Here is a 20,478-nt window from a genome sequence, read left to right as displayed (position 1 = left end):
ATGCACATTTGCCATATCGAGATCGACACCGATGGCTTGCCCGCTCCGACGCCCGAAATCGAGCAGGAACGCAAGGTCGCGATCTTCGATTTGCTAGAGGAAAACACCTTTACGCTGCCCCATGAAGATGCCCCCGCCGGTCCTTACCGCGTGACATTGGCGATCCGTGAGAAGCGCTTAGTGTTTGATATTGATACCGAAGATGGCGCTGAAGCGGCCGAGTTTCATCTGTCGCTGTCGCCTTTCCGGCAGACGGTGAAAGACTACTGGCAGATTTGCGAGGCCTACTTTGACGCGGTCAAAAAGCTGCCTCCCTCGCAGATCGAGGCGATTGATATGGCCCGCCGCGGTATCCACAACGAGGGCGCGCGCCTGTTGCAAGAGCGTCTGGAGGGCAAGGCCGGGATCGACATCGACACGGCGCGACGCCTGTTCACCCTGATCTGCGTCCTGCACTTCGGAGCCTGAGCCCTTGGCCCAAGACTTCCCCCAATCCGTTCTGTTTTGTTGCGACCACAACTCTACCCGGTCGCCGATGGCCGAAGGCTTGATGAAGAAATTCTACGGCCACCGCGCCTATGTCCAATCGGCGGGGGTGAAGGGCGAGATGGAGATCGACGGGTTTGCCGTCGCCGTTTGCGCTGAATTGGGGGTGGAACTGGAACGCCACCGCGTCCGCTCCTTTGATGAGATGGAGCAATGGGGCGATGACCTTTCCGGCTTCGACCTGATCGTGGCCCTTTCCCCCGCCAGCCAGCGCCGGGCGCTGGAGATGACGGGGACGTTTCACATAGACGTGGAATATTGGCCGATCATCGACCCCACGGGCCTTGGCGAAACCCGTGAAGCCAAGCTGACCAGCTACCGCCAGGCCCGCGATCAGATCGTGACACGGATGACCGAGCGCTTCGGCCCGGCAACAGCGGATTAGCGCCCCCTTCGTCCGGCACGCTCTCCGCCTTCCAATCAATCTGATAGGCACAGCTTGTTGCCGTCCAAGTCCCTCACATAGCCTGAGAACTTCGGCCCCTTCTGGCATGGCGCCCCCTCGCAGCTTCCGCCCAGTTCCAGCGCCAAGGCGTGCAACCGTGTGACCTCTGCGGCGTCGCCCACGGCGAAACCCACCATGGTGCCATTGCCCACAGTGGCGGGCGCGCCGTCAAAGGGCTCTGCCACCGCAAAGGCGAAATCCGCGCCCATAAAATAGGTCATCCGCTCCGATGGTGACATAACCTGCACCCCCGCCTTAGCGAACAGCGCGGTGTAGAAGGCAACGGCAGCCTTTTGGTCGTTGGTGCCGACAACGGTGTAGTTCATCTTCATGGGTTCATTCTCCAACTTTTGGGTGGTGAGTGGGGTAGGGGGCTAGGCCCCGAACCGGCTCTGCCGTCGGTCTATTGTTAAACATGACATTTTATGTCCTATTTGTTCCATGACCCGCGCCAATACTTCAGACAGGATCAGGCGGCTGGACCAATTGGCGGTGCAGCTGAAGCAAGACAGCCATTGCACCGTCGCCGATCTTGCCCGCCTACACGGCGTTTCCGCACGGACCATCGCGCGGGATCTTGCGTTGATGCGCGACCAGGGCTTGCAGATCGACGCCGACCGGGGGCGCGGCGGCGGTGTCCGTCTGGATCGGAACTGGGGCGTGGGCCGGGTAAACCTTTCCTACGCCGAAGCGGTGGATTTGCTCATCAGCATCGCCGTGGCCGAACAGATGGACTCGCCCCTCTTTCTGGCTAGCCTCGGCTCTGTGCGGCGGCAGCTAGAGGCGTCGTTCTCGCCCGAGAAACGCGCCAAGGTGGACCGCCTGAAATCCCGCATCGTGATCGGCGTCACCTCCTCCACCTTCGTTCAGGCCGGGGCCACTGCGCCCCCCAAACGGGTGGTGCAATCGCTGCATCAGGCCTTCATCGATCAAAAGCTGCTGGAAATCCGCTATCAGCGCGAAGACGGCGAAATCTCGGACCGGTTGATCGAGCCTCATTACCTCCTGCTCAAATACCCGATCTGGTACGTGGTGGCCTTTGACAAATTGCGCCAAAGCCCCCGCACGTTTCGCTGTGACCGAATGCTCTCGGCGCTTGGCACCGAGGATCACTTCCCCTTGCTGCCCAAGGATAAACTTGGCCCCTCCCTGTTCGATGAAACGCCCTTCGCCTAACCGATTACGCCCCCTTGGGCACGGCAGACCTTCCCTCTGCCCGCCGCGCACAGTAGCTTCGCGCCCATGAATAATATGCCTGAGTTTCTGCAACCCGTTCTTGATCTGCTGGCCCCCGTTTGGGCGACCGCGATGGGCTGGCTGCTTAGCCCCGCCGCTTGGTCGCAATTCGGCTTGCTTCTGGCCGCGTTTCTGCTGGCTTGGGTGGTCAATCGCCGCTTGCAACCGATCCTGATCCGCCTGCTGTCGCCCCCGGTGGAAAGCGACTCGATCCTTTCCACCACCCGCCGTTTCGTCCTGCAATTCCTGCCGCTTTTGCTGCCGGTTCTGGCCTATGCCTTCACCGCCATGGCCGAGCAGATTGTCCGCTCGATTTTTGAGGCGGGCGAGGTGATCGCCTTCGGCAAACGGGTGTTCCTGTTCCTCGCCGCCCGCGCCGTGGTGCGCGATATTGTGAAAGACCCGTTCCTCAGGCTTCTGGGGAAATACGTGCTGATCCCGGCCGCCGCCCTCTATGCACTGGGGCTTCTAGGCGTCGTGACCGCGCAGATGCAGGCCACGGTCGTGCCCTTGGGCAACCTGTCGTTCGACCTACTGTGGCTGGTGCAACTGGTCGTTCTGGGGGCCGTTGTCTTCTGGCTCGGGCGCTGGTCCAACGACCAATCCACCACCTATATCAGTGCGCAGGAAGACCTGCGGCCTGCCACAAGGCAACTGGCCGCCAAGGCCGCCGAAATCGCGATTTTCGGCGCGGCTTTCCTCGTGTTGATGAACATCATGGGCATTTCGCTGACCTCCCTTGCGGTTTTGGGCGGCGCCGTGGGTGTGGGGCTTGGCTTTGGCCTGCAAAAGATCGCCGCCAACTTCATTTCCGGCGTGATCTTGTTGCTGGAAGGTCAGGCCACCGTTGGGGACTACGTGGTGCTTGATGGCGGCGAGGCGGGCACGATCATCAAGACCACGGCCCGAGCGATGATTTTGGAAACCTTCGATGGCCGCTGGATCGTTGTCCCGAACGAGGATTTCATCACCACCCGCGTCGTCAACTACTCCGACAGCGGCTCGGCCAACCGTTACGAGGCGGCGTTCTCTGTCAGCTATGACACCGATATCAACCTGATCCCCGACATCGTCGGGAAAGCCGTCGCCGCTCACCCCGATGTGCTGGACACCCCCTATCCCCCCGATTGTGAACTGCGCGGGTTTGGCGACAATGGCGTTGATTTCGCGGTCGAATTTTGGGTGAACGGGATCGACGACGGGGATAAGAAATACACCTCTGACGTGCTCTTTGTGGTCTGGAACGCCTTGCGTGATGCCAATATCGAAATTCCCTATCCGCAGCGTGTGGTCCATATGAAGGACCCCAAATCCGACTGACCCGCCATTGCCCGCCCCGGCCTCTGCGCCTATTCAGGGGCCATGAACACCACAGATCTCATCACCCGCTATTACGCCGCGTTTAATGCCGCCGACACTGACGCCATGATCGCCTGCCTTGCCCCCGATGTGGCCCACCACGTGAACGAGGGCGCGGTGCGCATCGGGACCGAAGCTTTCGCCGCCTTTTGCGCCCATATGACCCGCTGCTACCGTGAAAACCTGACCGATATCGTGGTTATGGCCACCCCCGATGGTGCTCGTGCGGCGGCCGAATTCACCGTCAACGGCACCTACCTGCAAACCGACGAAGGCCTGCCCGCGGCGCAGGGGCAAACCTACCGCCTTCCGGCAGGCGGGTTCTTCAGCGTGGCAGACGGGAAAATCACCCGCATCGTGACCTACTACAACCTCGCCGACTGGATGGCGCAAGTCAGCCCATGAGCCTGCGGGTCGTGGCCCTTACCGGTGCGGCGCTGACCGCTGCACTGCCCGACCTCGCGCGCCTGCGGATCGAGGTCTTTCGCGCCTTTCCCTATTTGTATCAGGGGGATGAGGCTTACGAGGCCCATTACCTGCGCTCCTATCAAGACACCCCCGGCGCAATCCTTATGGCGGCCATGGATGGTGCGCGCATCATCGGCGCGGCCACGGGGATGCCCCTTGTGGCCCATGCCGATGCTGCGCAACTCTCCGGTCCCGTGCCGGACGTTGAAACGATATTCTACTGCGCCGAAAGCGTGCTGTTGCCCGCCTATCGCGGGCAGGGCATCGGCCACCGCTTCTTTGATTTGCGCGAGGCTCACGCCCGCGCCCTTGGCCACGCCCACTCCGCCTTCTGCGCCGTGATCCGCCCCGCCGATCATCCCGCGCGCCCAGTCGGGTACAGCCCCCTCGATCCGTTCTGGAAAGCCCGAGGCTACGCGCCGCTGCCCGGTGTCACGGCACAGTTCCACTGGACCGACGTTGGCGATACAGATGAAACACCCAAGTCCCTGCAATTCTGGATGAAACGCTTATGAAAATCGCCACCGCCGCCTATTCGCTGGACCTGCTGCCGGATTTCACCGCCTACGCCGAGAAGCAGATCAACTGGGTGCGTGAAGCAACCCGCGAAGGCGCGGATTTACTGGTGTTCCCGGAATATGGCCGGATGGAATTGGCCGCCCTGTCGGGGCCTGACGCGGCGGCGGATCTTGAAGCCAGCCTCCACGCCGCCCACGCCTATACGGAAGAGGCAGACGCACTGATGGCCTCGCTCGCGGAAGGCTACGGTGTCCATATCCTCGCCGCCTCCGGACCGGTGTTCGAGGAGGGGGCCGAGCGTCCGGTGAACCGCGCCTCTCTCTTTGGGCCCGATGGGTTTCTGGGGGATCAAGACAAACAAGTGATGACCCGGTTCGAGCGTGAGAAGTGGGACGTTGTTCCCGGAGAGCCGCTGGAAGCCATCGACACCGCCCTTGGCAAAATCGGCACGCTGATCTGCTATGATGCAGAATTCCCCCTTCTGGGGCGTGAGTTGATCGAACAAGGGGCCGAGATCATCCTTTGCCCCTCCTGTACCGATAGTCTCGCAGGCTATTCCCGGGTGCGCATCGGGGCCATGGCGCGGGCGCTGGAAGGGCAATGCGTGACCGTCCAATCGCCCACGGTGGGCGATGCCAAATGGTCCCCCGCAACCGATGAAAACGTAGGCATCGCAAGCGTTTACGGCCCGCCCGACCTTGGCTTTCCGCCCACAGGTATCATCGCCGAAGGCACGCTGAACACAGCCGGCTGGACCTACGCCGAGATCGACCCCGCCGCCATCGCCCGCGTGCGTGCCCAGGGCTCCGTCTTCAACCACGCCCATTGGCCCGAGAGCCACGCTCGCGCCGACCAAAGCCGAAAGCTGCGCGATTTGCCTTGAAACCTTTGGGGTTTAGGCGCATTTAGCCGAAATCAGCCCCACCGTCGGGGCGCAATCAATGGAGTACCCATGGCTAAGGAAGAGATGCTCGAATTTCCTGGTGTCGTTAAGGAACTCTTGCCCAACGCGACATTCCTGGTCGAGCTCGAAAACGGCCATACCATTATCGCGCACACGGCAGGCAAGATGCGGAAGAACCGTATCCGGGTTCTGGCAGGCGACAAAGTCCAGGTTGAAATGACCCCCTACGATCTGTCCAAAGGCCGGATCAACTACCGCTTCAAGTGATCTCCCGTGTCTGAGCGCACGATCACCACGCCCGACATGTCCGATGCGGTCACGGCCTATGCCGCGACCCTTGGCGATGGCGTTGCGGAATATGTCACGGTCGCGCCCTCCGACGGCGCGATTGAAGACCAACCTTTCTACAATGTGATCCTTTCAGGGGCCACGCCCGTGTTTGGCTGGCTGGTGTGGGAACTCACCGGCTATTGGCTGGAGGCGCAGCGCCACGCCGTGATTGAACGCGATGGCGCTTTGGTGGATATCACCCCGCCGCTGGATGGAGAGGAAAAGATCCTGTTCATCCGCGATAGCGATTGGGCGTTTGACTACCTCAACCCCAAACCCCTGCGCAAAGCGCAACGTCATCTTCTGACCGATGATAGCGATGTGGTGAAATGGGCTAAGCTGGCCGATGATGTGGATGCCTTCAAATGGCGTCACACCAAGTTCAAAGGCGACAAGTCCGAACTGGTGATCCCCGAAGGCAAAGACATGCGCCGGATGGAGCGGATGCAGCGTGACTATAATGCCGCCGCCCGTATCGCTCTTGCGAAATAGATCGGGCATCCAATGAAGCTTATCCTCGGCTCTGGCAGCCCGCGCCGTGTGGAAATTCTGGCGGTTCTCGGGCTCACGCCCGATGACATCCGCCCCCCCGATATCGACGAAGATCCCCTGAAAGACGAACTGCCCCGTGCCTACGTGGACCGGATCATTCGCGGCAAAGCCGCTGCCGTGTCGTCCGATGCGGGCGATGTGGTGCTCTGCGCTGATACCACCGTGGCCGTAGGCCGTCGCATCCTTGGAAAGCCAAAGGATGAGGCTCAGGCCCGTGAATTCCTGACTCTTCTGGGCGGACGCCGCCACCGGGTTCTGACCGGCATCGCGGTGCTATCCGACAAGGGCCTATCCACCCGCATTGTTGAGAGCCGTGTGAAGATGAAGCGCCTCAGCAAGATTGAACTGGATGGCTACATCGCCACCGGTGATTGGCAGGGCAAGGCGGGCGGCTACGCCATCCACGGCCCCGCAGGCGCATTCTTCCCTTGGATATCGGGCAGCCACTCGGCCATTGTCGGCCTGCCGATGGTGGAAACCGCGCAGCTGCTTCAGGCGGCGGGCATAGAGGTGTGGAAGTCGTGAGTCGCACCGAAGGTGCGCCCGGAATGAGCAGCACCGAAGGTGCGCCCGGAATGAGCAGCACCGAAGGTGCGCCTGGAATGAGCAGCACCGAAGGTGCGCCTGGAATGAGCAGCACCGAAGGTGCGCGCCCCACATTCAGCACCGAAGGTGCGAAAGAAACCAATCTTACCGGAGGTAAGACATGAAAGGCACAGTCGTTCTTCTAGATGAAGTCGCAGGCCGCCGCGCCGCCGCGCTGATGGTGGACGGGAAGCTGCATGATATCTTCATCGACCCGCCTGAAGGGGCAGCGCCGGGTGTTGGCGCGATCTCTCGGGCGAAAGCTGACCGGCCGTTGAAAGGGCAGGGGGGGATTACCCTGCATCTGGGCAATGGCGACAAAGGTTACATGCGCCGCGCGAAGGATATTGCACCGGGCGATGTGTTTCTTGTGCAGGTCTCGGGCGTGGCAGAACCGGGCAAAGCGGCCCCGGTGACGCCTGATCTGATCTTCAAATCCCGATATGCCATCGTGACGCCCCGTAAACCCGGCCTCAACGTTAGCCGTGCCATTCGCGACGAGGACGAGCGCGACCGCTTGCTGGAAATCGCCCACGAAAGCCGCGCCGCGTCGGACGGCTACGGGCTCATCATCCGCTCCTCCGCCGAAGGCGTCCTCGCCGATGAAATCCAGGAAGACATCTACGCCATGTGCAAAACCGCGACGATGGTCGTGTCCGAGCAATTGGGAGAGCCGGAATGGCTGCTCGATGCCGACGACGCCCACACCCGCGCGTGGCGCGAATGGGACGCGCCTGACGAGGTGATCGAAGGCGGGTTTGCCGACAACGGCGTCCTGGAAGCCGTCGATGCGGCGCTGGCCGCGCGTCAGCCGCTCTCCGGCGGCGCCTATGCCTATGTGGAGGCCACCCGCGCCCTCGTCGCGGTGGATGTGAACACCGGCGCCGATCACTCTCTCGCGGCTGGGTTGAAGGCCAACCTCGCGCTGGTTCGGGACTTGCCGCGCCTGACGCGGATCAAGGGGTTGGGGGGGCAGATCACCCTCGACCTCGCGCCGATGCCCAAACGCGACCGCAAGCAGGTGGAAGATGCCGTGAAAAAGGCGTTCCGTTTGGGGGGCGGCGATGTGGTCGTGGCAGGCTGGACTCCGCTGGGGATGCTAGAGCTGACCCGCAAGCGCGACCGCGCGCCCTTGGCGCAGGTCTGGCCCGCGTAGCACACCGCAACAGTAGCTGCACAGTAACCGCACAGAGGCGGCCATATCGCCCCACCTCTGTGCAAAAACCGCGTATGTACGCGATGTGTACGCCCCGGTGTACCGATGTCACAGGGCGTTTAGGCTACCGCAACCGCCGCAACAGCGCCGCCGATGGCTCGCCCGTCACCGGCAGCCCATTGGCCGCCTGATAGGCCTCAATCGCCGCTTCCGTGCCCGATCCGATCACCCCGTCTGGCGTGCCCGCGTCGTATCCGGCGCGGTTCAAGGCCTCCTGCAATTGGCGGCGTTGGGATTGGGTCAACCCGCTCGCGTCGGCACCGAATTCCTGCCGTAAAGGCCCACCTCCGGCGATGCGATCAGACAGATATCCAACCCCGATCCCGTAGTTGGTAGAGTTGTTGTAGCGCAGGATCACGTTGAAGTTGTGGAACAGAATCCACGCAGGCGCACCGGCCCCGCCGGGGGCATATATCGCGGCTGATCCGTGGTCGGGCAGGGCGCCGCCGCCGGCACGCCTTACGCCCGCATCGCGCCAACTGGCGACCGACCGGCGGGTGTCGCGACCCGTCGTCGCGCTGAACCCACTGGGCAACTGCACTTCCATCCCCCACGGCTCTCCGGTGCGCCACCCCGAGCGGCTGAAATAGCTCGCGGTAGAGGCGAAGGAATCGGTCGGATCACTGCTCCAGATATCGCGGCGACCATCGCCCCGAAAATCGACGGCATGTTCCTCGTAAGTGGTTGGAATAAATTGCGTATGTCCCATCGCACCAGCCCATGACCCCAGCAGGCGATCGGGCGTCGTGTCGCCGTTCTGGATGATGCGCAGGGCGGCGATTGTCTGCGCCTCAAAGAAGCGCCCGCGCCGGCCTTCCCATGCCAGCGTAGACACCGCCGAGATCACCGGAATATCGCCCAAACGGGTGCCATATCGGCTCTCTACGCCCCAGACGGCACAGCAGATTTCGGCGGGCACACCGTAGCGCGCCTCCACCTCGTTCAGGACGCTGCGATGGGTGGCAAAACGCGACCGCCCAAGGCTGACATCGTCGTCACCAGCCACCAGGGCGAGGTAATCTTCCGTGGTCCGCCGGAACTCTGTCTGGTTGCGGTCCCGCTCCACTACGCCGGGAAGGTAGCCCGCGTTGCGCAGCCCGCGCGTCAGCGTATCGTCCGAAATCCCCGCCGCCCTTGCGCGGCCCCGAAACCCGGTGAGCCACTCACTGTAGGAGGCATTGGGCTGCGGCATGAAGTCGGGATCGGTCGAAGGCCCGCCATCCCCGGCCGAGCCGATGCCCACACGACCCCCGCCGCCAATCCCGCCGACACAGCCGCTCAAAGCCACACAAGCGCTGCCCGCACCAAATGTCCGCCGTGTCATCCGCATGATATTCGCCCTCAAAATGTTTCCCCAGACCTAGCGACGTAGGACCATACAATGCAAGGGAATCAACGTGATCCACGCCTTGCAGGCGCCCCTCCGCTCGCGCACAATGGGGCCCGCATCCATAGCCGGAGACAGCCACTTGCCTTGCCCGATTTGCGAAAAAGAGACCAACAAAACCTTCCGCCCCTTCTGCTCCAAACGCTGTGCAGACGTGGACTTGGGCCGCTGGCTGAACGAATCCTACGCGGTTCCTTCCACCGACCCAGAGGACATGGAACGCGCTTTGTCCGAGGTCGCACAGGCGACCCCCAAAATACACTAAACGCAAAGGGTTAGAAAAACCCTCCAGACCCTATGGACAGTGCCGCGCGAACGCCCTAGAACGCGCCCACCCGAGGGGCTTTCCTGAAGCCCCTGAACCCGTGCCCGGGTAGCTCAGGGGTAGAGCAGTGGATTGAAAATCCTCGTGTCGGTGGTTCGATTCCGCCCCCGGGCACCATTTAACATCCTGATATATTTGTATTTTTTGCTCATGACTGATCCTCGTTTCGGTCAGGTTTGACGCTTTTCTGCGAAGGTTTGACACTTTTGGCCCGCCTTCGGTTCTCTTCTTCCAGTGTGGCCATGGTCTCGCGGTTCTTGTCGGCAAGGTTCGCTGACCGCGAATAGTGCCGCGCCATGGACGGAGTTTTCTGCCCCAGAAGGTCCGCGATGCGGCGTTCATCGAGGCCCGCCTCGCGCAAAGTCGTGGCAACCGTGTGCCGCAAGCCCTTGAGGGTCAATCCTTTTTCGATAAGGCCTTCATTCTCAAGGGCGGATTTGAAACGGTGCCAGACGGTTGAAAAGCCGTTGTAAGTCCAAGCCTCACCGCGCGAATTGGAAAGCACGGTTTCGGCCCCGTGGTCTGGCATGCGGTCAAGAGCGGCTTGGAGCGTGGGGCTGATCGGAATTGCGACCTCTTCCCCGGTCTTGCCGCGCACGCCCCAAATCGTGCCGTCATCGACCTGGTCCTTGCGCAATCGCAGTGCGTCGGACGGATCGAGGCCCGTGTTCATCATCAAGGCGAGGGCCACGCGGACATGAGGCCTGGCTTTGCCTAGGACCGTATCGCGTTCTTCGATAGTCCAGGGCCGGTTGGCATAGACGCGGTCGCGCGGGCGGCGCTTCGGAATGACGTCCTTCGCGAAGTTGGCGGAGATCAGACCCTTCGGGATATTGTAGCGAAACACCTCGCTCAGAAGCGTCCGCACCATGTTCGCCCGCCGCCAGCCAATCTTCTTCGCGGCCTTATCGTGGATGCCCGCAATCAAAGGCGTGTCGATCACATGGATCGGAGTGTCGCGGATCGGCTCAAGGAAGTCCGCGCACTTGCGATAGTCGCGCCGGGTCGCCTCCGCCAGGTTCTGATAGTGCTCAGTCTCAAAGTAGGACTGGATCAGTCCGCCAAGCGTTCCGGCTTTCGGGGCTTTCGCCCGCTGAGCCTCAGCGATGGCGCGGATCGTCTCACACTCGGCAAAGAACTCGGCAGAACCGATAGGCGCGCGGGCAAGGTCAAGCTTGTGTCCGGTCTCGCGGTGATAGCATCGCTGCTTTCCGTGCCGGTCCTTGAAAATCTTGAACCCCTTGACCCGCACCTGTGTCATCAAAGGCGGTCCAGAATTGTGTCGCGCGTGTCCATAACGGCCCCGGATTTCACATCATCGATCCAGAGATCGAGGTCACGCCGATCCCAAAGCAACGTGCCCTGTTTCAACTCCACCGGGCGCACAGGACAAGCCGCCTTGAAATGCTTCACCGGCAACCCGGCATAACTTGCGGCCTCAGACTGCTTCAGCATGCGCTTGTCGATCACGCTGATATTGAGATTGGTCGTCGCCATAACCAGACACCCCCGTCAATTCGCCACCGAACCCTCGGCCCCTTTGACCTTGGTCGCGTTCTTCTGGAACCGGTCCCAGCCGCTCATCGTCAACAGCTTGGTCTTCGGGGATATCTCCACAAATTCGAGCTTACCGCTGTTCATCAACGCGCGTACTTGCGCAACGCTTAGGCCAACAATGGAACTAAGCTCTTTTGGTGATAGTAACTTCTCGTGCGCCAAAACTCCCTCCTTTTCAGAAGATAGCGTGAATCGGGTTGATTGCGCGAACCAGCCGTGCTCCGATAGCGAAACACAATCAAAGACGTTCATTTGTGCGTATAGCATCCATATGAGCGTAAACACAAGTGGATTGCTGTGAAAATGGCAGAACGTGCGGAAGACTACCTAACTGCGCTCGGCGCGCGCATCGCGATTGCCCGAAACGAACAGGCTTTGTCGCAGGCAAAAATGGCCGAAGCGCTCGGAATGTCTTTGCGGGCATATCAGAGCTATGAGTTGGGTAAGCGAGCTATCCCAGTTGAAGCTCTGATCAAGCTGCACCGCCAGTTCGATGTGGACTTGAGTTGGATTTTGCTTGGTGTGGAGGCTGTCCGCCTCAAGCACGACCTCGACAAGCTGGAAGAATTCGAAGTCGCGCTGGACAAGTACCTGTCAGAAAACGGGATCAAACTGAAAAGTGAAAAGCGCGGCGCAATCGCGGCGCGCTGGTATCGCTCTTTCCTAGAAGGGAAAGAGATCGCCATGGACGACGTCCATACCTGGATCGAGCTATTGAGGGAGTAGAACTTTGACACCACCAACCGAAAAGTGGCGCAGCGCACAACTTGCGACTGTCGAGGCCTCGCATCGCTTTCTCTTCAAGTTTGCGGACATTTTGTATGCAAGCGCCAGCGTTGCGGCCATTTTCTATCTGGTCGTTTTTGCTCGGCTAAACTTTCTTCCTTTCGATGCTTCAAGCGGAAACGTTCACTCAACTATAGAGGGCCTGATGGCAGGGCTTGCCATGGTATCCTTCATTGGCCTGGCTATATTTTCTGGCCCCGTTGCATTGCTTCAATGGCGCTCACAACGCTACCTCCAATCAATTTCATGAGCAGCAAATTAACGAATGAACCTTTTTAACAAAAAGACCATTGCGCGGAATGCTAAGCCCACAACGCTTCCGGCGGATCACCAAGATGCGCTGACAGCTTGGGCGGACATGATCCGCGACGGACGCATCTACTCGCTGAAGGAAACCGCCCTGCATGGGCAATTCACCGCAAAGATCGTTGAAGGTGTTCTCGGCTATCACGGTCCCGCTGGCGGCGCGGACTACACTGTTGCAACGGAACAAACGATCCTGCGAGGCAGCGTTGATCTCGCCCTTGGGCGCTTCGGTGGCCCAAAGCCTGAAATCCTTGCACCGTTTGAACTGAAGGGTGCGGACACCCGCGACCTCGATGCGATCATGCCTGGCCGGAACAAGAGCCCAGTTCAACAGGCGTGGGAATACGCCATGAACGCCCGCGGCGTGAAATGGGTTCTGGTGTCCAACTACATCGAGCTGCGGTTCTACGGGTTTGGCGAAGGCACCTCGGCTTACGAGGTCTTCCGCCTCGATAAGCTGACCGATCCGGACGAATACGCCCGCTTCATCCTTCTCCTCTCAGCGGAAAACCTGCTGTCTGGCCGTACGCTTGATCTGCTCAAGGAAAGCCGCCGTGAAGACAAGGACATCACGGACAAGCTCTATCAGGACTACAAAGACCTCCGGCTGAAGCTGCTTCACGCGGTGCAAGAGGCTGATGCTTCCATCGACGCGCTCGACGCGATTGCCCAGGCGCAGAAGATCCTCGACCGTGTGCTGTTCATCGCCTTTGCCGAAGACACTGGCCTCCTACCAGACAACACGCTCGCCAACGCCTTCACGGCGCGCGATCCCTATAATCCGCGCCCTGTGTGGGAAAACTTCAAAGGCTTGTTCCGGGCCATCGACGCGGGCAGCGAAGAGCTGAAAATACCCCGCTACAACGGCGGACTGTTCCGCACGGATGAGGCCATCAATGGCCTCGATATTCCTGACGCAGTTTGCGAAGGCTTCAAAACCCTGGGCGAGTATGACTTCGCGTCCGAAGTCTCTGTCACCGTGCTCGGCCACATCTTCGAACAATCCATCGCGGATGTGGAAGGCCTGCAAGCCATCGCGCGTGGCGAAGAGGAAGAGCCAGAAAAGACCAGCGGCACCAGTGGGCGGCGCAAGCGAGACGGGGTGGTCTACACGCCCGACTACATCGCGCGGTTCATCGTGGTCGAAACCCTTGGCGCGCACCTCAAGGAAGCCTTCGAAACCATCCTGCGCGATCACGCCAAGAAGGGCGCGGACGTCTCGGACTATGCCGCAATTCCGTGGCGCAGGAAATCGGCTGAGCTGGAGGCCTGGCAAGCCTATCGCGACCGCATCAAGACGCTGCGCATCGTCGATCCTGCTTGCGGCTCGGGCGTGTTCCTCATCATGGCCTTCGACTTCCTAAAGGCCGAACTGTCCCGCGTGAATGACAAGATCGCCGAACTGGAAGGTAAGGATCAGCATATCCAGGACCTTCTCGATCCGGACAGTGAAATCCTGTCGAACAACCTCTTCGGCGTCGATGTGAACGCGGAAAGCGTTGAGATCACCAAGCTGTCGCTTTGGATCAAGACCGCGCGGCGCGGCAAGGTGCTGGACAGCCTTTCGGGCAGTATCCGCGTCGGTGACAGCCTGATCGAGGACAGCAACTTCGCCTATCTCGATCACGCCTTCACGTGGGAAACGGCGTTCCCGGAGGTCTTTGCCGAGGGCGGCTTCGACGTGGTGCTGGGCAATCCGCCTTATGTTAGGCAGGAGCTGATTGCCAATCTGAAACCCTATCTGCAGAGGCGCTTCGAAAGCTATGACGGTGTGGCTGACTTGCTTTGCTACTTTTACGAACGCGGTTTGAGACTGCTGAAACCGGGGGGTCGGCTTGGCTACATCTCATCAAATACATTCTTTAAATCTTCCTCCGGCAGGCCGCTCAGAGAATATCTTTTGTCCCATGCGATACTTGAAAATGTGATCGACTTTGGTGATCTCCCTGTCTTTGAAGGCGTAACGACCTATCCAGCAATTCTCGTCCTCAAAAACGATCCCGTTTCGCAAGGGCACGAACTAAAGTTCTGGAAAGTTGATGCGCTGCCGGAAACGAACTTTCTTGCAAGCTGGGAAGCGGCTCAAGGGCCATATCCGCAATCTGCTCTTGGTACCGGATCGTGGGAGTTAGAAAACCCCGCGCTGCGCGCTTTGCGGGATAAGATCAGAACCGGGCGCAAAACCTTGAAAGAAGTCTATGGCGCGCCGCTGTATGGCATCAAGACCGGTCTAAACGCCGCGTTTATTGTCGACGCTGCTAAGAAAGAGCAGATTTGTTCCGAAGATCCAAACTCTTCGGATTTGTTGAAGCCGTTCTTGGAAGGAAAAGACCTCAAACGTTGGCGCGCCGAGTCACGTGGCCTATGGGCAATTGTAATTCCTAAGGGTTGGACAAAGTCAAACTTCGATCCAGTGGACGAAGATGAAGCTTGGCAGTTTTTCAGCGGAGCGTACCCTGCAATTGCGGGTTGGCTTGAAGACTTCGAAGAGCGCGCACGAAAGCGCTCGGACCAAGGGGATTTTTGGTGGGAACTACGAGCTTGCGATTACTATGATCGGTTCGAAGAGCCTAAAATCGCATACAGCGACATCGACAGTTCCACACCGTTCCACGTTGATACAGAAGCAAAGTACTTTGCAAACACGGGCTACTTTCTGCCCACCGGTGAGCATTCTTTGGCTGCCTACCTCAACTCGCGTGTATTTTGGTTCTTTTACCTAAACGTGAGCGCTCAAATTAGAGGAGGTTACGTTCGCTTTTTCTCCTCGCACCTGAAGGAAATGCCGGTTCCAGAAATGCCTAAGGATGTTGAAAACGCGTTGGCCGACTTGTCGCGCGCGGCGCATGCTGCGGCAAGTGGCAGATTGAAGCTCCAAACCGCTCTCACCCGCCGCATCCCCGATCTCTGCCCGCCAGAACGGGAATCAAAGCTCAACACCAAGCTCAAGGAATGGTGGACACTGCCAGACTTCGCCGCCTTCCGCGCCGAGGTGAAGAAAGCCTTCAAGGCCGATATCCCGCTTTCCGAACGCTCCGACTGGGAAGACTGGATAACCCGCGACCGCGCCGAAATCGCCCGCCTCACTGCCGAAATCGCCCAGGCCGAAGCCAAGATCGACGGCATCGTCTACGACCTCTTCGACCTCACCCCCGACGAAATCGCCCTTCTGGAAAGCGTGGTGTGACATGAGCGCGGGGCTACCCAATGGGCGCAACATGTGGATACGCGCCTTCTACGGCTTCGACCCGGAACTGGACGGCTATGTCGGCTGGACGAATGAGAGCGGTCAGGCACGCGCCCTGCGTGAACTGAACGACGGCGACCTGATGATGATCTATGGAGCTGCTTCAGGCAACACCAAGAAATCTATGCGCTCTCACATCCTCGGGTTTGTCGAGATCGAGGCACGCCCTATACGCGACTATGAAAAGGCGTCTGAAGCTTCGCTTGAAGCCAAACGAGAAAGAGGCAACGGTGAAAAGTGGACCTATGGCCTTCCAGTCCGCCGCGCATGGCGGGCGCTCGACAAGATGTCGATCGAGCGCATCGCGCCCGACACTTACGACAAGGACGCGGGCCAAGGCATCGGCGTCTGGGGGCGCGCTCTGACGCCAGCCGAGATCGATACAGCGCTGAAGATCAGGGTGACCGAGGTCAACGTATTCGGCGCGGAACCGGTCGGGGATAGCGGTCTGACCGACACCCCCTTAAGGGAAGAGTTCTTTCCATCAAAGGCGTTTCCGGGGTCTAGCGGCAAACGGACGTCCACCTATACCGATGGCGAAACGTTCTTGTACCTGGCCAAGTTCGACGGTGACGGAGCTGCACTGCTGGGGCGCGCCAAGGCTTTTGGCAGTAAGTCTGTCGCATTGAAGATCGGTGTCTCCAACGATCCGCCGTCGCGGTCGGATCAGCTAAATGCAGGCATTCCGCCCGTTGCAATGGGGCGGTGGCGGATCGAGCTGCAAGCCCCGTTCGCGGATCGGAAAGCGGCTGAAGCGGCAGAGCAGTTGTTCAAGGATAAATCCGGCAAGCTGGAAAGCCTGGGCGGGGAGTTTTTCTGGGGCGATAGTATGGACGCGGTCTTGCTATTCTCATCGATCCCAGGTGTGTCGCGGTTTTGAATGGGGATTTTGATGAGACGATTTGAGATTGATGCGGAAACGCTCCCAGACCTTCCGGGAATGATGCTTGTCACGGTCGAGGCACTAAAAGACCTCGGCGGGTCCGCAACGATCCAGGAGCTTGATGAGAAGGTTATCGAGCTGGAAGGTGTGACAGAGGCCGAACAGGCTTTCACCATGCCTCGCGATGAAAATCGGACGCGGGTGAACTACTACCTCGCCTGGGCACGGACCTATCTGAAACGCGGTGATGCGCTTAACAACTCCAAGCGCGGGGTCTGGGCCTTGACCGAGACAGGCTCCGCGATTTCCGAGTTGAGTGCGACGCAAGCGATCTATGATCAGGTGACGCAGGAAGAACGCGAGCGCGCCCGCCTGAAACGGTTGGCCGCCAAGAAGTCTGATGCTGACAGGGGCGAAGAGATTGAGGTCTTGGCCGAAGACGGCCCGGCTGATGAGGAAGATTGGAAGTCGGCGCTTCTGGCCGTGCTGGGCAAGATGACGCCGGACGGGTTTGAACGGCTAGCGCAGCGTCTTCTTCGTGAGGCGGGTTTCACCAAAGTTGAGGTTCGAGGCAAGTCAGGCGACGGCGGGATCGATGGTGTTGGGGTGCTGCGCGTCAATCTTGTGTCGTTCCAGGTCTACTTTCAGTGCAAGCGTTGGAAAGGCAGCGTTGGCTCCAAGGAAATCCGTGACTTCCGGGGGGCGTTGCAGGGCCGCGCAGACAAAGGGCTGTTCATCACCACTGGGCATTTTACCAGCCAAGCGTCAGACGAAGCCACGCGCGACGGCGCTATTGCGATTGATCTCATCGACGGTGACCGGCTGTGTGAGTTGCTGAAGGAAAATAGGCTTGGGGTCGCGACAGAGATGATTGAGAGGGTGAGCATTAAGCCAAACTGGTTTGAAGGCATCTAATTAACATCAAAAATTCGAGCGAGAAATAGCATGACCCAGGAAGATTATGATGAAGAGCTACGTTGGCGGTTAGAGGTGCTCCGTGCGCAATTTGAGGAAGGTAAAATACACATTGCAGAGCACCTCGCTGCGGATTTTGAGGAAAGTATAGGAGCGGTCCGCTACGGAGCAGACGGCAAGATCGATCTATCAACCGTCGATGGCCGCGTTCGCACAATGGCAATGATGGCTGCGGTCGTCAAAAACCGCCAAGATGCGAAAGACGCGGTTTCTTTGGAGGAGATTGCTCACTCTTATTTCAGGTACATTGAAGACAATCTTGGGTTCTTCGTTAACGAAGCTCGCGACAAAGGGTACGATGCACATGTCTTTGCAGAAATGGTGTCTAGGCAACCCCACGTTGTTGCCGACATAAGCCCGCAGATCCCCAAGTTTTTGGAAGGTCTAGAGGAGTTCTGGTCGGCTTTGACCGAGCCCTCACATTATCACGTGCAGGATTTGACCGGAGTGAAGGCGGTTTTTGGTGGTGATCTGTTTCCGTCCTACCAGCGCAATATTGCAAGCAGCACCGGTTTGTATGTTGATACAATTGTGCTGTCAGACCCGTTTTGGCACACCCGCCACATTTTTGAACGCGTGACTCCAGAACTGCAGGTCTACTACCTGGTAAAACACGCGATCAACTTGATGCAATATCGTGACCTAGCTCTTGCCGGGTTGGAGAATCCAATTGTGATCGTCACGCCATTCAAGTCTTCTGTCGACGAGGAAGAGGTGGATTTCCTTAAGGGTTTGGCGGAAACGGATGCTCTCGTCCATGCTGGGAAACTCTTTGGCCGCGGTTTCAGTTCAGTTGAAGAACTGTTTGATTTTGCAACAGATTTAGACACGCCAGAAAGCGTCGTTAAAGAGCTAGTGGATAGAGATCGGTTACTATTTGACACCGATTGGACAGAGCCATTGGAACAGCAAATTCGTCGCTCAATTGAGAGCGGTGATGGGTTATTGCCGACTGGCACCAATGCCGGTGGCTTGGTCGCCTCCCAATGCATGGGCAGAATGATGCAGTCGACCGACATATTACTCAAAAGTCGCTACCTTATGGGCACGCCTTTGATTGATGCGGCCACGTCGTGGAAGTATTTTAGCTGGAAGTTGGAGTATAATTCGGCATTGGCTGAAGATGATGTGACAAGCTTACATATGGTGAGAGGCCTGCAACGCGTTGGGGAAACGGATATGCAATGGCTTGGCAACATTCCGCCAGCCGCTCTCATAGAAATGCGCCAGCAGGGCGCTTTTGATGAAATCCGTGAAATGTTGTCGCAAGGTGTCAGTGAAATTGCGGCGTCCAAGCCCGATTCTTTCTTCAGGTCTAGTGATCAGATTGTTGAGAACGTGCAAGACGCCTTTGAGAGGCACCAAGAAAACATCCGAGAACTTCGTGGAAAAGGTATGAAGTTTGCGGGACAGGACCTCGGCTCTTGGATCGTTGCGGGAACAATTGAGGTTGCGGCAATTGCTACTGGGACACCGGCTTTTGGAGCGGCGGCATTTGCAATCAATCAAGTGGTCGATGCTCCTAAGCTGAAAGAGCTACCCGAACGCTTCCGTAATCTGAAAGATGCGCAAGTTGAGCTCAAGAAGTCACCCATGGGACTGTTTTTTGCCCACAAGTAAGCCGGATCGGCGCTATGTGGCCGATACTGATGCAAAGTTGTCGATTGACAACTTAAGAAAGTGAGACTATCTAATGGCCAGAAAGTCGCACAAGTCCAAGGAGATCGAAGCCGTTCTGCGTGAGCTGGAGGCCTTGGGCTGGACGGTCACTCTGCGTTCTGGGCGCGGTCATGCCTGGGGCCTGATCCGATGCCCGAACAACGATCCTGACTGCCGGTGCGGTGAGTTTTGTCAGATGGGTGTATGGTCGACGCCTCAGAATCCGGGCCGCTTTGCGCGGCAATTGAGAAGTCGGGCGCTTGGTTGCACGAAATTCGACAACACGAACGAAGGCGCGCAAAAGGATGAATAATATGGCAGAAATCGAGTTTGAACTGATCTTCGCCCTTCCAGAGGGTGAACATGAAGCGTTCGATCTGATGGACGTGGTCTTCGAGGCTGGTTTCGAGGATGCCATCGTCGGGACCGGCGTGCCTGGCATGCTTGGTATTGCATTGGAAGCGGCGAGTGATCGCGCTGAGGATGCGATCCTAGATGCGGCGCGTGCGATACAAAAGCAATTGCCTGCGGGCTCGGTCTTGCGAGAAGTGCGGCCTGACCTCGTCAGTTTGGCTGATGTTGCTAAGCGGTTGGAAGTGACACGCCAGTCGCTGCAAAAGCGCAAGATGCCACCGGCAAGTCAGGGCGGGCTGTTCCGGATGGAGGAAGTCGCAGTCGCCATCATCGACGCAGCGGCAGGCATAGGCGCTGGCGCGCGCAAAGGGCGCTTCGCAGTGGACAAAGCGGGGAAGTGGCTGAGCGCGGGGAGACCGGCGCGGCGGGTGAACGCAGGCCTTGCCGTTGGTGCGATTGACGCGGCGACGCTAGAAGTGCGCGAGGACGCCAAACAATTCATCTACGCGGATGAAGTGAACGCCGAGCCACGAACCAGTGCGGCCTGAGGAAGTGTGTGGTGATGAGCGCGCTTAAAGAACCAATGCACCCCGGTGAAGTCCTGAAAGAGCTTTATCTTGATCCCCTGGATATGGGGGGCATCGCGTTTGCGCGGCGTCTGGGCGTGCCTCGGACGCGGATCGAGCGGTTGATCAAGGGCACGACCGGGATCGCGCCTGATACGGCGCTGCGCCTCGCTCGCGTATTCAACACGACCCCGGCCTACTGGGTGAACCTGCAAGCACAATACGACGGAGTATTTTTGGCTCCCGAAAATGTGCCGAATTCGCGTACTTAGC

General features: G+C 59.0%; 27 protein-coding genes and 1 tRNA gene. 23 read left to right on the top strand and 5 right to left on the bottom strand.

Annotated features, from left to right (window positions below):
* A complete protein-coding gene (locus tag K3728_12890; GenBank protein UWQ94597.1) occupies positions 1-468 on the top strand; it encodes a UPF0262 family protein in 468 nt (155 codons plus the stop codon).
* A 4-nt stretch (positions 469-472) separates the two neighbouring features.
* Positions 473-931 (top strand): low molecular weight phosphatase family protein, encoded by a 459-nt coding sequence (locus tag K3728_12885; protein UWQ94596.1) that lies wholly within the window; start codon positions 473-475, stop codon positions 929-931.
* 35 nt (positions 932-966) lie between these two features.
* Here K3728_12885 and K3728_12880 read toward each other — a convergent pair whose 3' ends face one another.
* Positions 967-1,323, bottom strand: a complete 357-nt coding sequence (locus K3728_12880) for a VOC family protein (protein UWQ94595.1) — start codon at positions 1,321-1,323, stop codon at positions 967-969.
* A gap of 109 nt (positions 1,324-1,432) precedes the next feature.
* Here K3728_12880 and K3728_12875 point away from each other — a divergent pair, with 109 nt between their 5' ends.
* The 10 genes from K3728_12875 to K3728_12830 all read left to right on the top strand — a co-directional run bounded on the left by K3728_12875 (position 1,433) and on the right by K3728_12830 (position 8,100).
* The gene (locus K3728_12875; protein UWQ94594.1) at positions 1,433-2,167 is read left to right on the top strand and encodes a WYL domain-containing protein; all 735 of its coding nucleotides are present in this window, start codon (positions 1,433-1,435) and stop codon (positions 2,165-2,167) included.
* Between the two features lie 66 nt (positions 2,168-2,233).
* Entirely contained in the window at positions 2,234-3,547 is a 1,314-nt protein-coding gene (locus tag K3728_12870) for a mechanosensitive ion channel (protein ID UWQ94593.1), read from the top strand.
* 42 nt (positions 3,548-3,589) lie between these two features.
* On the top strand, positions 3,590-3,991 hold the full coding sequence (locus K3728_12865) for a nuclear transport factor 2 family protein (GenBank protein ID UWQ94592.1): 402 nt from the start codon (positions 3,590-3,592) through the stop codon (positions 3,989-3,991).
* Entirely contained in the window at positions 3,988-4,569 is a 582-nt protein-coding gene (locus tag K3728_12860) for a GNAT family N-acetyltransferase (protein ID UWQ94591.1), read from the top strand. The genes K3728_12865 and K3728_12860 overlap by 4 nt, the downstream gene beginning before the upstream one ends.
* Positions 4,566-5,456, top strand: a complete 891-nt coding sequence (locus tag K3728_12855) for a carbon-nitrogen hydrolase family protein (GenBank protein UWQ94590.1) — start codon at positions 4,566-4,568, stop codon at positions 5,454-5,456. The genes K3728_12860 and K3728_12855 overlap by 4 nt, the downstream gene beginning before the upstream one ends.
* A gap of 69 nt (positions 5,457-5,525) precedes the next feature.
* Entirely contained in the window at positions 5,526-5,744 is a 219-nt protein-coding gene (gene infA, locus K3728_12850; GenBank protein ID UWQ94589.1) for a translation initiation factor IF-1, read from the top strand.
* Between the two features lie 6 nt (positions 5,745-5,750).
* The gene (locus K3728_12845; GenBank protein ID UWQ94588.1) at positions 5,751-6,299 is read left to right on the top strand and encodes a hypothetical protein; all 549 of its coding nucleotides are present in this window, start codon (positions 5,751-5,753) and stop codon (positions 6,297-6,299) included.
* Positions 6,300-6,311: 12 nt separating this feature from the next.
* Entirely contained in the window at positions 6,312-6,884 is a 573-nt protein-coding gene (locus K3728_12840; protein ID UWQ94587.1) for a Maf family protein, read from the top strand.
* Between the two features lie 23 nt (positions 6,885-6,907).
* Entirely contained in the window at positions 6,908-7,069 is a 162-nt protein-coding gene (locus K3728_12835; protein ID UWQ94586.1) for a hypothetical protein, read from the top strand.
* Positions 7,066-8,100: a ribonuclease E/G gene (locus K3728_12830; GenBank protein UWQ94585.1), complete on the top strand. Its 1,035-nt coding sequence runs from the start codon at positions 7,066-7,068 to the stop codon at positions 8,098-8,100. The genes K3728_12835 and K3728_12830 overlap by 4 nt, the downstream gene beginning before the upstream one ends.
* Positions 8,101-8,224: 124 nt before the next feature.
* Here K3728_12830 and K3728_12825 read toward each other — a convergent pair whose 3' ends face one another.
* Positions 8,225-9,490 carry a lytic murein transglycosylase gene (locus K3728_12825; protein UWQ94584.1) on the bottom strand — a complete coding sequence of 422 codons (1,266 nt, stop codon included), beginning with the start codon at positions 9,488-9,490 and terminating at the stop codon, positions 8,225-8,227.
* Between the two features lie 139 nt (positions 9,491-9,629).
* Here K3728_12825 and K3728_12820 point away from each other — a divergent pair, with 139 nt between their 5' ends.
* Entirely contained in the window at positions 9,630-9,812 is a 183-nt protein-coding gene (locus K3728_12820; protein UWQ97553.1) for a DNA gyrase inhibitor YacG, read from the top strand.
* A 102-nt stretch (positions 9,813-9,914) separates the two neighbouring features.
* Positions 9,915-9,989: transfer RNA gene (locus tag K3728_12815), tRNA-Phe, on the top strand.
* Positions 9,990-10,020: 31 nt separating this feature from the next.
* Here the strand turns inward: K3728_12815 and K3728_12810 are convergent.
* Genes K3728_12810 through K3728_12800 form a run of 3 tightly spaced genes read right to left on the bottom strand, consistent with a single transcriptional unit; the run spans position 10,021 to position 11,696 of the window.
* On the bottom strand, positions 10,021-11,133 hold the full coding sequence (locus K3728_12810) for a tyrosine-type recombinase/integrase (protein ID UWQ94583.1): 1,113 nt from the start codon (positions 11,131-11,133) through the stop codon (positions 10,021-10,023).
* Complete coding sequence (locus K3728_12805) at positions 11,133-11,369, bottom strand: hypothetical protein (protein UWQ94582.1); 237 nt, start codon at positions 11,367-11,369, stop codon at positions 11,133-11,135. Before K3728_12805 ends, K3728_12810 begins: the two co-directional genes overlap by 1 nt.
* 15 nt (positions 11,370-11,384) lie before the next feature.
* Positions 11,385-11,696, bottom strand: coding sequence for a hypothetical protein (locus K3728_12800; protein UWQ94581.1), 312 nt, complete (start codon positions 11,694-11,696; stop codon positions 11,385-11,387).
* 36 nt (positions 11,697-11,732) lie between these two features.
* Between K3728_12800 and K3728_12795 the strand changes: the two genes are divergently transcribed.
* The 9 genes from K3728_12795 (at position 11,733) to K3728_12755 (ending at position 20,477) form a co-directional block, all read left to right on the top strand.
* The gene (locus K3728_12795) at positions 11,733-12,155 is read left to right on the top strand and encodes a helix-turn-helix domain-containing protein (GenBank protein UWQ97552.1); all 423 of its coding nucleotides are present in this window, start codon (positions 11,733-11,735) and stop codon (positions 12,153-12,155) included.
* Positions 12,156-12,159: 4 nt separating this feature from the next.
* The gene (locus K3728_12790; protein ID UWQ94580.1) at positions 12,160-12,465 is read left to right on the top strand and encodes a hypothetical protein; all 306 of its coding nucleotides are present in this window, start codon (positions 12,160-12,162) and stop codon (positions 12,463-12,465) included.
* 15 nt (positions 12,466-12,480) lie between these two features.
* Entirely contained in the window at positions 12,481-15,708 is a 3,228-nt protein-coding gene (locus K3728_12785; protein ID UWQ94579.1) for an N-6 DNA methylase, read from the top strand.
* Position 15,709: 1 nt separating this feature from the next.
* On the top strand, positions 15,710-16,648 hold the full coding sequence (locus K3728_12780; GenBank protein ID UWQ94578.1) for a GIY-YIG nuclease family protein: 939 nt from the start codon (positions 15,710-15,712) through the stop codon (positions 16,646-16,648).
* A gap of 12 nt (positions 16,649-16,660) precedes the next feature.
* Positions 16,661-17,566 (top strand): restriction endonuclease, encoded by a 906-nt coding sequence (locus K3728_12775; protein ID UWQ94577.1) that lies wholly within the window; start codon positions 16,661-16,663, stop codon positions 17,564-17,566.
* Between the two features lie 30 nt (positions 17,567-17,596).
* Positions 17,597-19,246 carry a hypothetical protein gene (locus K3728_12770; protein UWQ94576.1) on the top strand — a complete coding sequence of 550 codons (1,650 nt, stop codon included), beginning with the start codon at positions 17,597-17,599 and terminating at the stop codon, positions 19,244-19,246.
* A gap of 73 nt (positions 19,247-19,319) precedes the next feature.
* On the top strand, positions 19,320-19,598 hold the full coding sequence (locus K3728_12765; GenBank protein UWQ94575.1) for a hypothetical protein: 279 nt from the start codon (positions 19,320-19,322) through the stop codon (positions 19,596-19,598).
* Between the two features lies 1 nt (position 19,599).
* The gene (locus K3728_12760; protein ID UWQ97551.1) at positions 19,600-20,187 is read left to right on the top strand and encodes a hypothetical protein; all 588 of its coding nucleotides are present in this window, start codon (positions 19,600-19,602) and stop codon (positions 20,185-20,187) included.
* A 14-nt stretch (positions 20,188-20,201) separates the two neighbouring features.
* Complete coding sequence (locus K3728_12755; protein UWQ94574.1) at positions 20,202-20,477, top strand: HigA family addiction module antidote protein; 276 nt, start codon at positions 20,202-20,204, stop codon at positions 20,475-20,477.
* Position 20,478 lies beyond the last annotated feature (1 nt).

This window comes from Rhodobacteraceae bacterium M385 (genome assembly GCA_025141835.1).
Classification (GTDB): Bacteria; Pseudomonadota; Alphaproteobacteria; order Rhodobacterales; family Rhodobacteraceae; genus Gymnodinialimonas.
Note: the sequence above shows the minus strand (reverse complement) of the source record. Positions and strands in the feature narration are given on the sequence as shown.

What these genes read in the sequence shown, in the direction of transcription:
- K3728_12880 (UWQ94595.1), bottom strand. Translation starts at nt 1,323, where the DNA reads ATGAAGATGAACTACACCGTTGTCGGCACCAACGACCAAAAGGCTGCC.
- K3728_12780 (UWQ94578.1), top strand. Translation starts at nt 15,710, where the DNA reads ATGAGCGCGGGGCTACCCAATGGGCGCAACATGTGGATACGCGCCTTC.
- K3728_12795 (UWQ97552.1), top strand. Translation starts at nt 11,733, where the DNA reads ATGGCAGAACGTGCGGAAGACTACCTAACTGCGCTCGGCGCGCGCATC.
- K3728_12800 (UWQ94581.1), bottom strand. Translation starts at nt 11,696, where the DNA reads ATGCTATACGCACAAATGAACGTCTTTGATTGTGTTTCGCTATCGGAG.
- K3728_12830 (UWQ94585.1), top strand. Translation starts at nt 7,066, where the DNA reads ATGAAAGGCACAGTCGTTCTTCTAGATGAAGTCGCAGGCCGCCGCGCC.
- K3728_12835 (UWQ94586.1), top strand. Translation starts at nt 6,908, where the DNA reads ATGAGCAGCACCGAAGGTGCGCCCGGAATGAGCAGCACCGAAGGTGCG.
- K3728_12865 (UWQ94592.1), top strand. Translation starts at nt 3,590, where the DNA reads ATGAACACCACAGATCTCATCACCCGCTATTACGCCGCGTTTAATGCC.
- K3728_12765 (UWQ94575.1), top strand. Translation starts at nt 19,320, where the DNA reads ATGGCCAGAAAGTCGCACAAGTCCAAGGAGATCGAAGCCGTTCTGCGT.
- K3728_12775 (UWQ94577.1), top strand. Translation starts at nt 16,661, where the DNA reads ATGAGACGATTTGAGATTGATGCGGAAACGCTCCCAGACCTTCCGGGA.
- K3728_12875 (UWQ94594.1), top strand. Translation starts at nt 1,433, where the DNA reads ATGACCCGCGCCAATACTTCAGACAGGATCAGGCGGCTGGACCAATTG.
- K3728_12785 (UWQ94579.1), top strand. Translation starts at nt 12,481, where the DNA reads ATGAACCTTTTTAACAAAAAGACCATTGCGCGGAATGCTAAGCCCACA.
- K3728_12810 (UWQ94583.1), bottom strand. Translation starts at nt 11,133, where the DNA reads ATGACACAGGTGCGGGTCAAGGGGTTCAAGATTTTCAAGGACCGGCAC.
- K3728_12825 (UWQ94584.1), bottom strand. Translation starts at nt 9,490, where the DNA reads ATGCGGATGACACGGCGGACATTTGGTGCGGGCAGCGCTTGTGTGGCT.
- K3728_12890 (UWQ94597.1), top strand. Translation starts at nt 1, where the DNA reads ATGCACATTTGCCATATCGAGATCGACACCGATGGCTTGCCCGCTCCG.
- K3728_12870 (UWQ94593.1), top strand. Translation starts at nt 2,234, where the DNA reads ATGAATAATATGCCTGAGTTTCTGCAACCCGTTCTTGATCTGCTGGCC.
- K3728_12855 (UWQ94590.1), top strand. Translation starts at nt 4,566, where the DNA reads ATGAAAATCGCCACCGCCGCCTATTCGCTGGACCTGCTGCCGGATTTC.
- infA (UWQ94589.1), top strand. Translation starts at nt 5,526, where the DNA reads ATGGCTAAGGAAGAGATGCTCGAATTTCCTGGTGTCGTTAAGGAACTC.
- K3728_12755 (UWQ94574.1), top strand. Translation starts at nt 20,202, where the DNA reads ATGAGCGCGCTTAAAGAACCAATGCACCCCGGTGAAGTCCTGAAAGAG.
- K3728_12805 (UWQ94582.1), bottom strand. Translation starts at nt 11,369, where the DNA reads ATGGCGACGACCAATCTCAATATCAGCGTGATCGACAAGCGCATGCTG.
- K3728_12860 (UWQ94591.1), top strand. Translation starts at nt 3,988, where the DNA reads ATGAGCCTGCGGGTCGTGGCCCTTACCGGTGCGGCGCTGACCGCTGCA.
- K3728_12760 (UWQ97551.1), top strand. Translation starts at nt 19,600, where the DNA reads ATGGCAGAAATCGAGTTTGAACTGATCTTCGCCCTTCCAGAGGGTGAA.
- K3728_12840 (UWQ94587.1), top strand. Translation starts at nt 6,312, where the DNA reads ATGAAGCTTATCCTCGGCTCTGGCAGCCCGCGCCGTGTGGAAATTCTG.
- K3728_12770 (UWQ94576.1), top strand. Translation starts at nt 17,597, where the DNA reads ATGACCCAGGAAGATTATGATGAAGAGCTACGTTGGCGGTTAGAGGTG.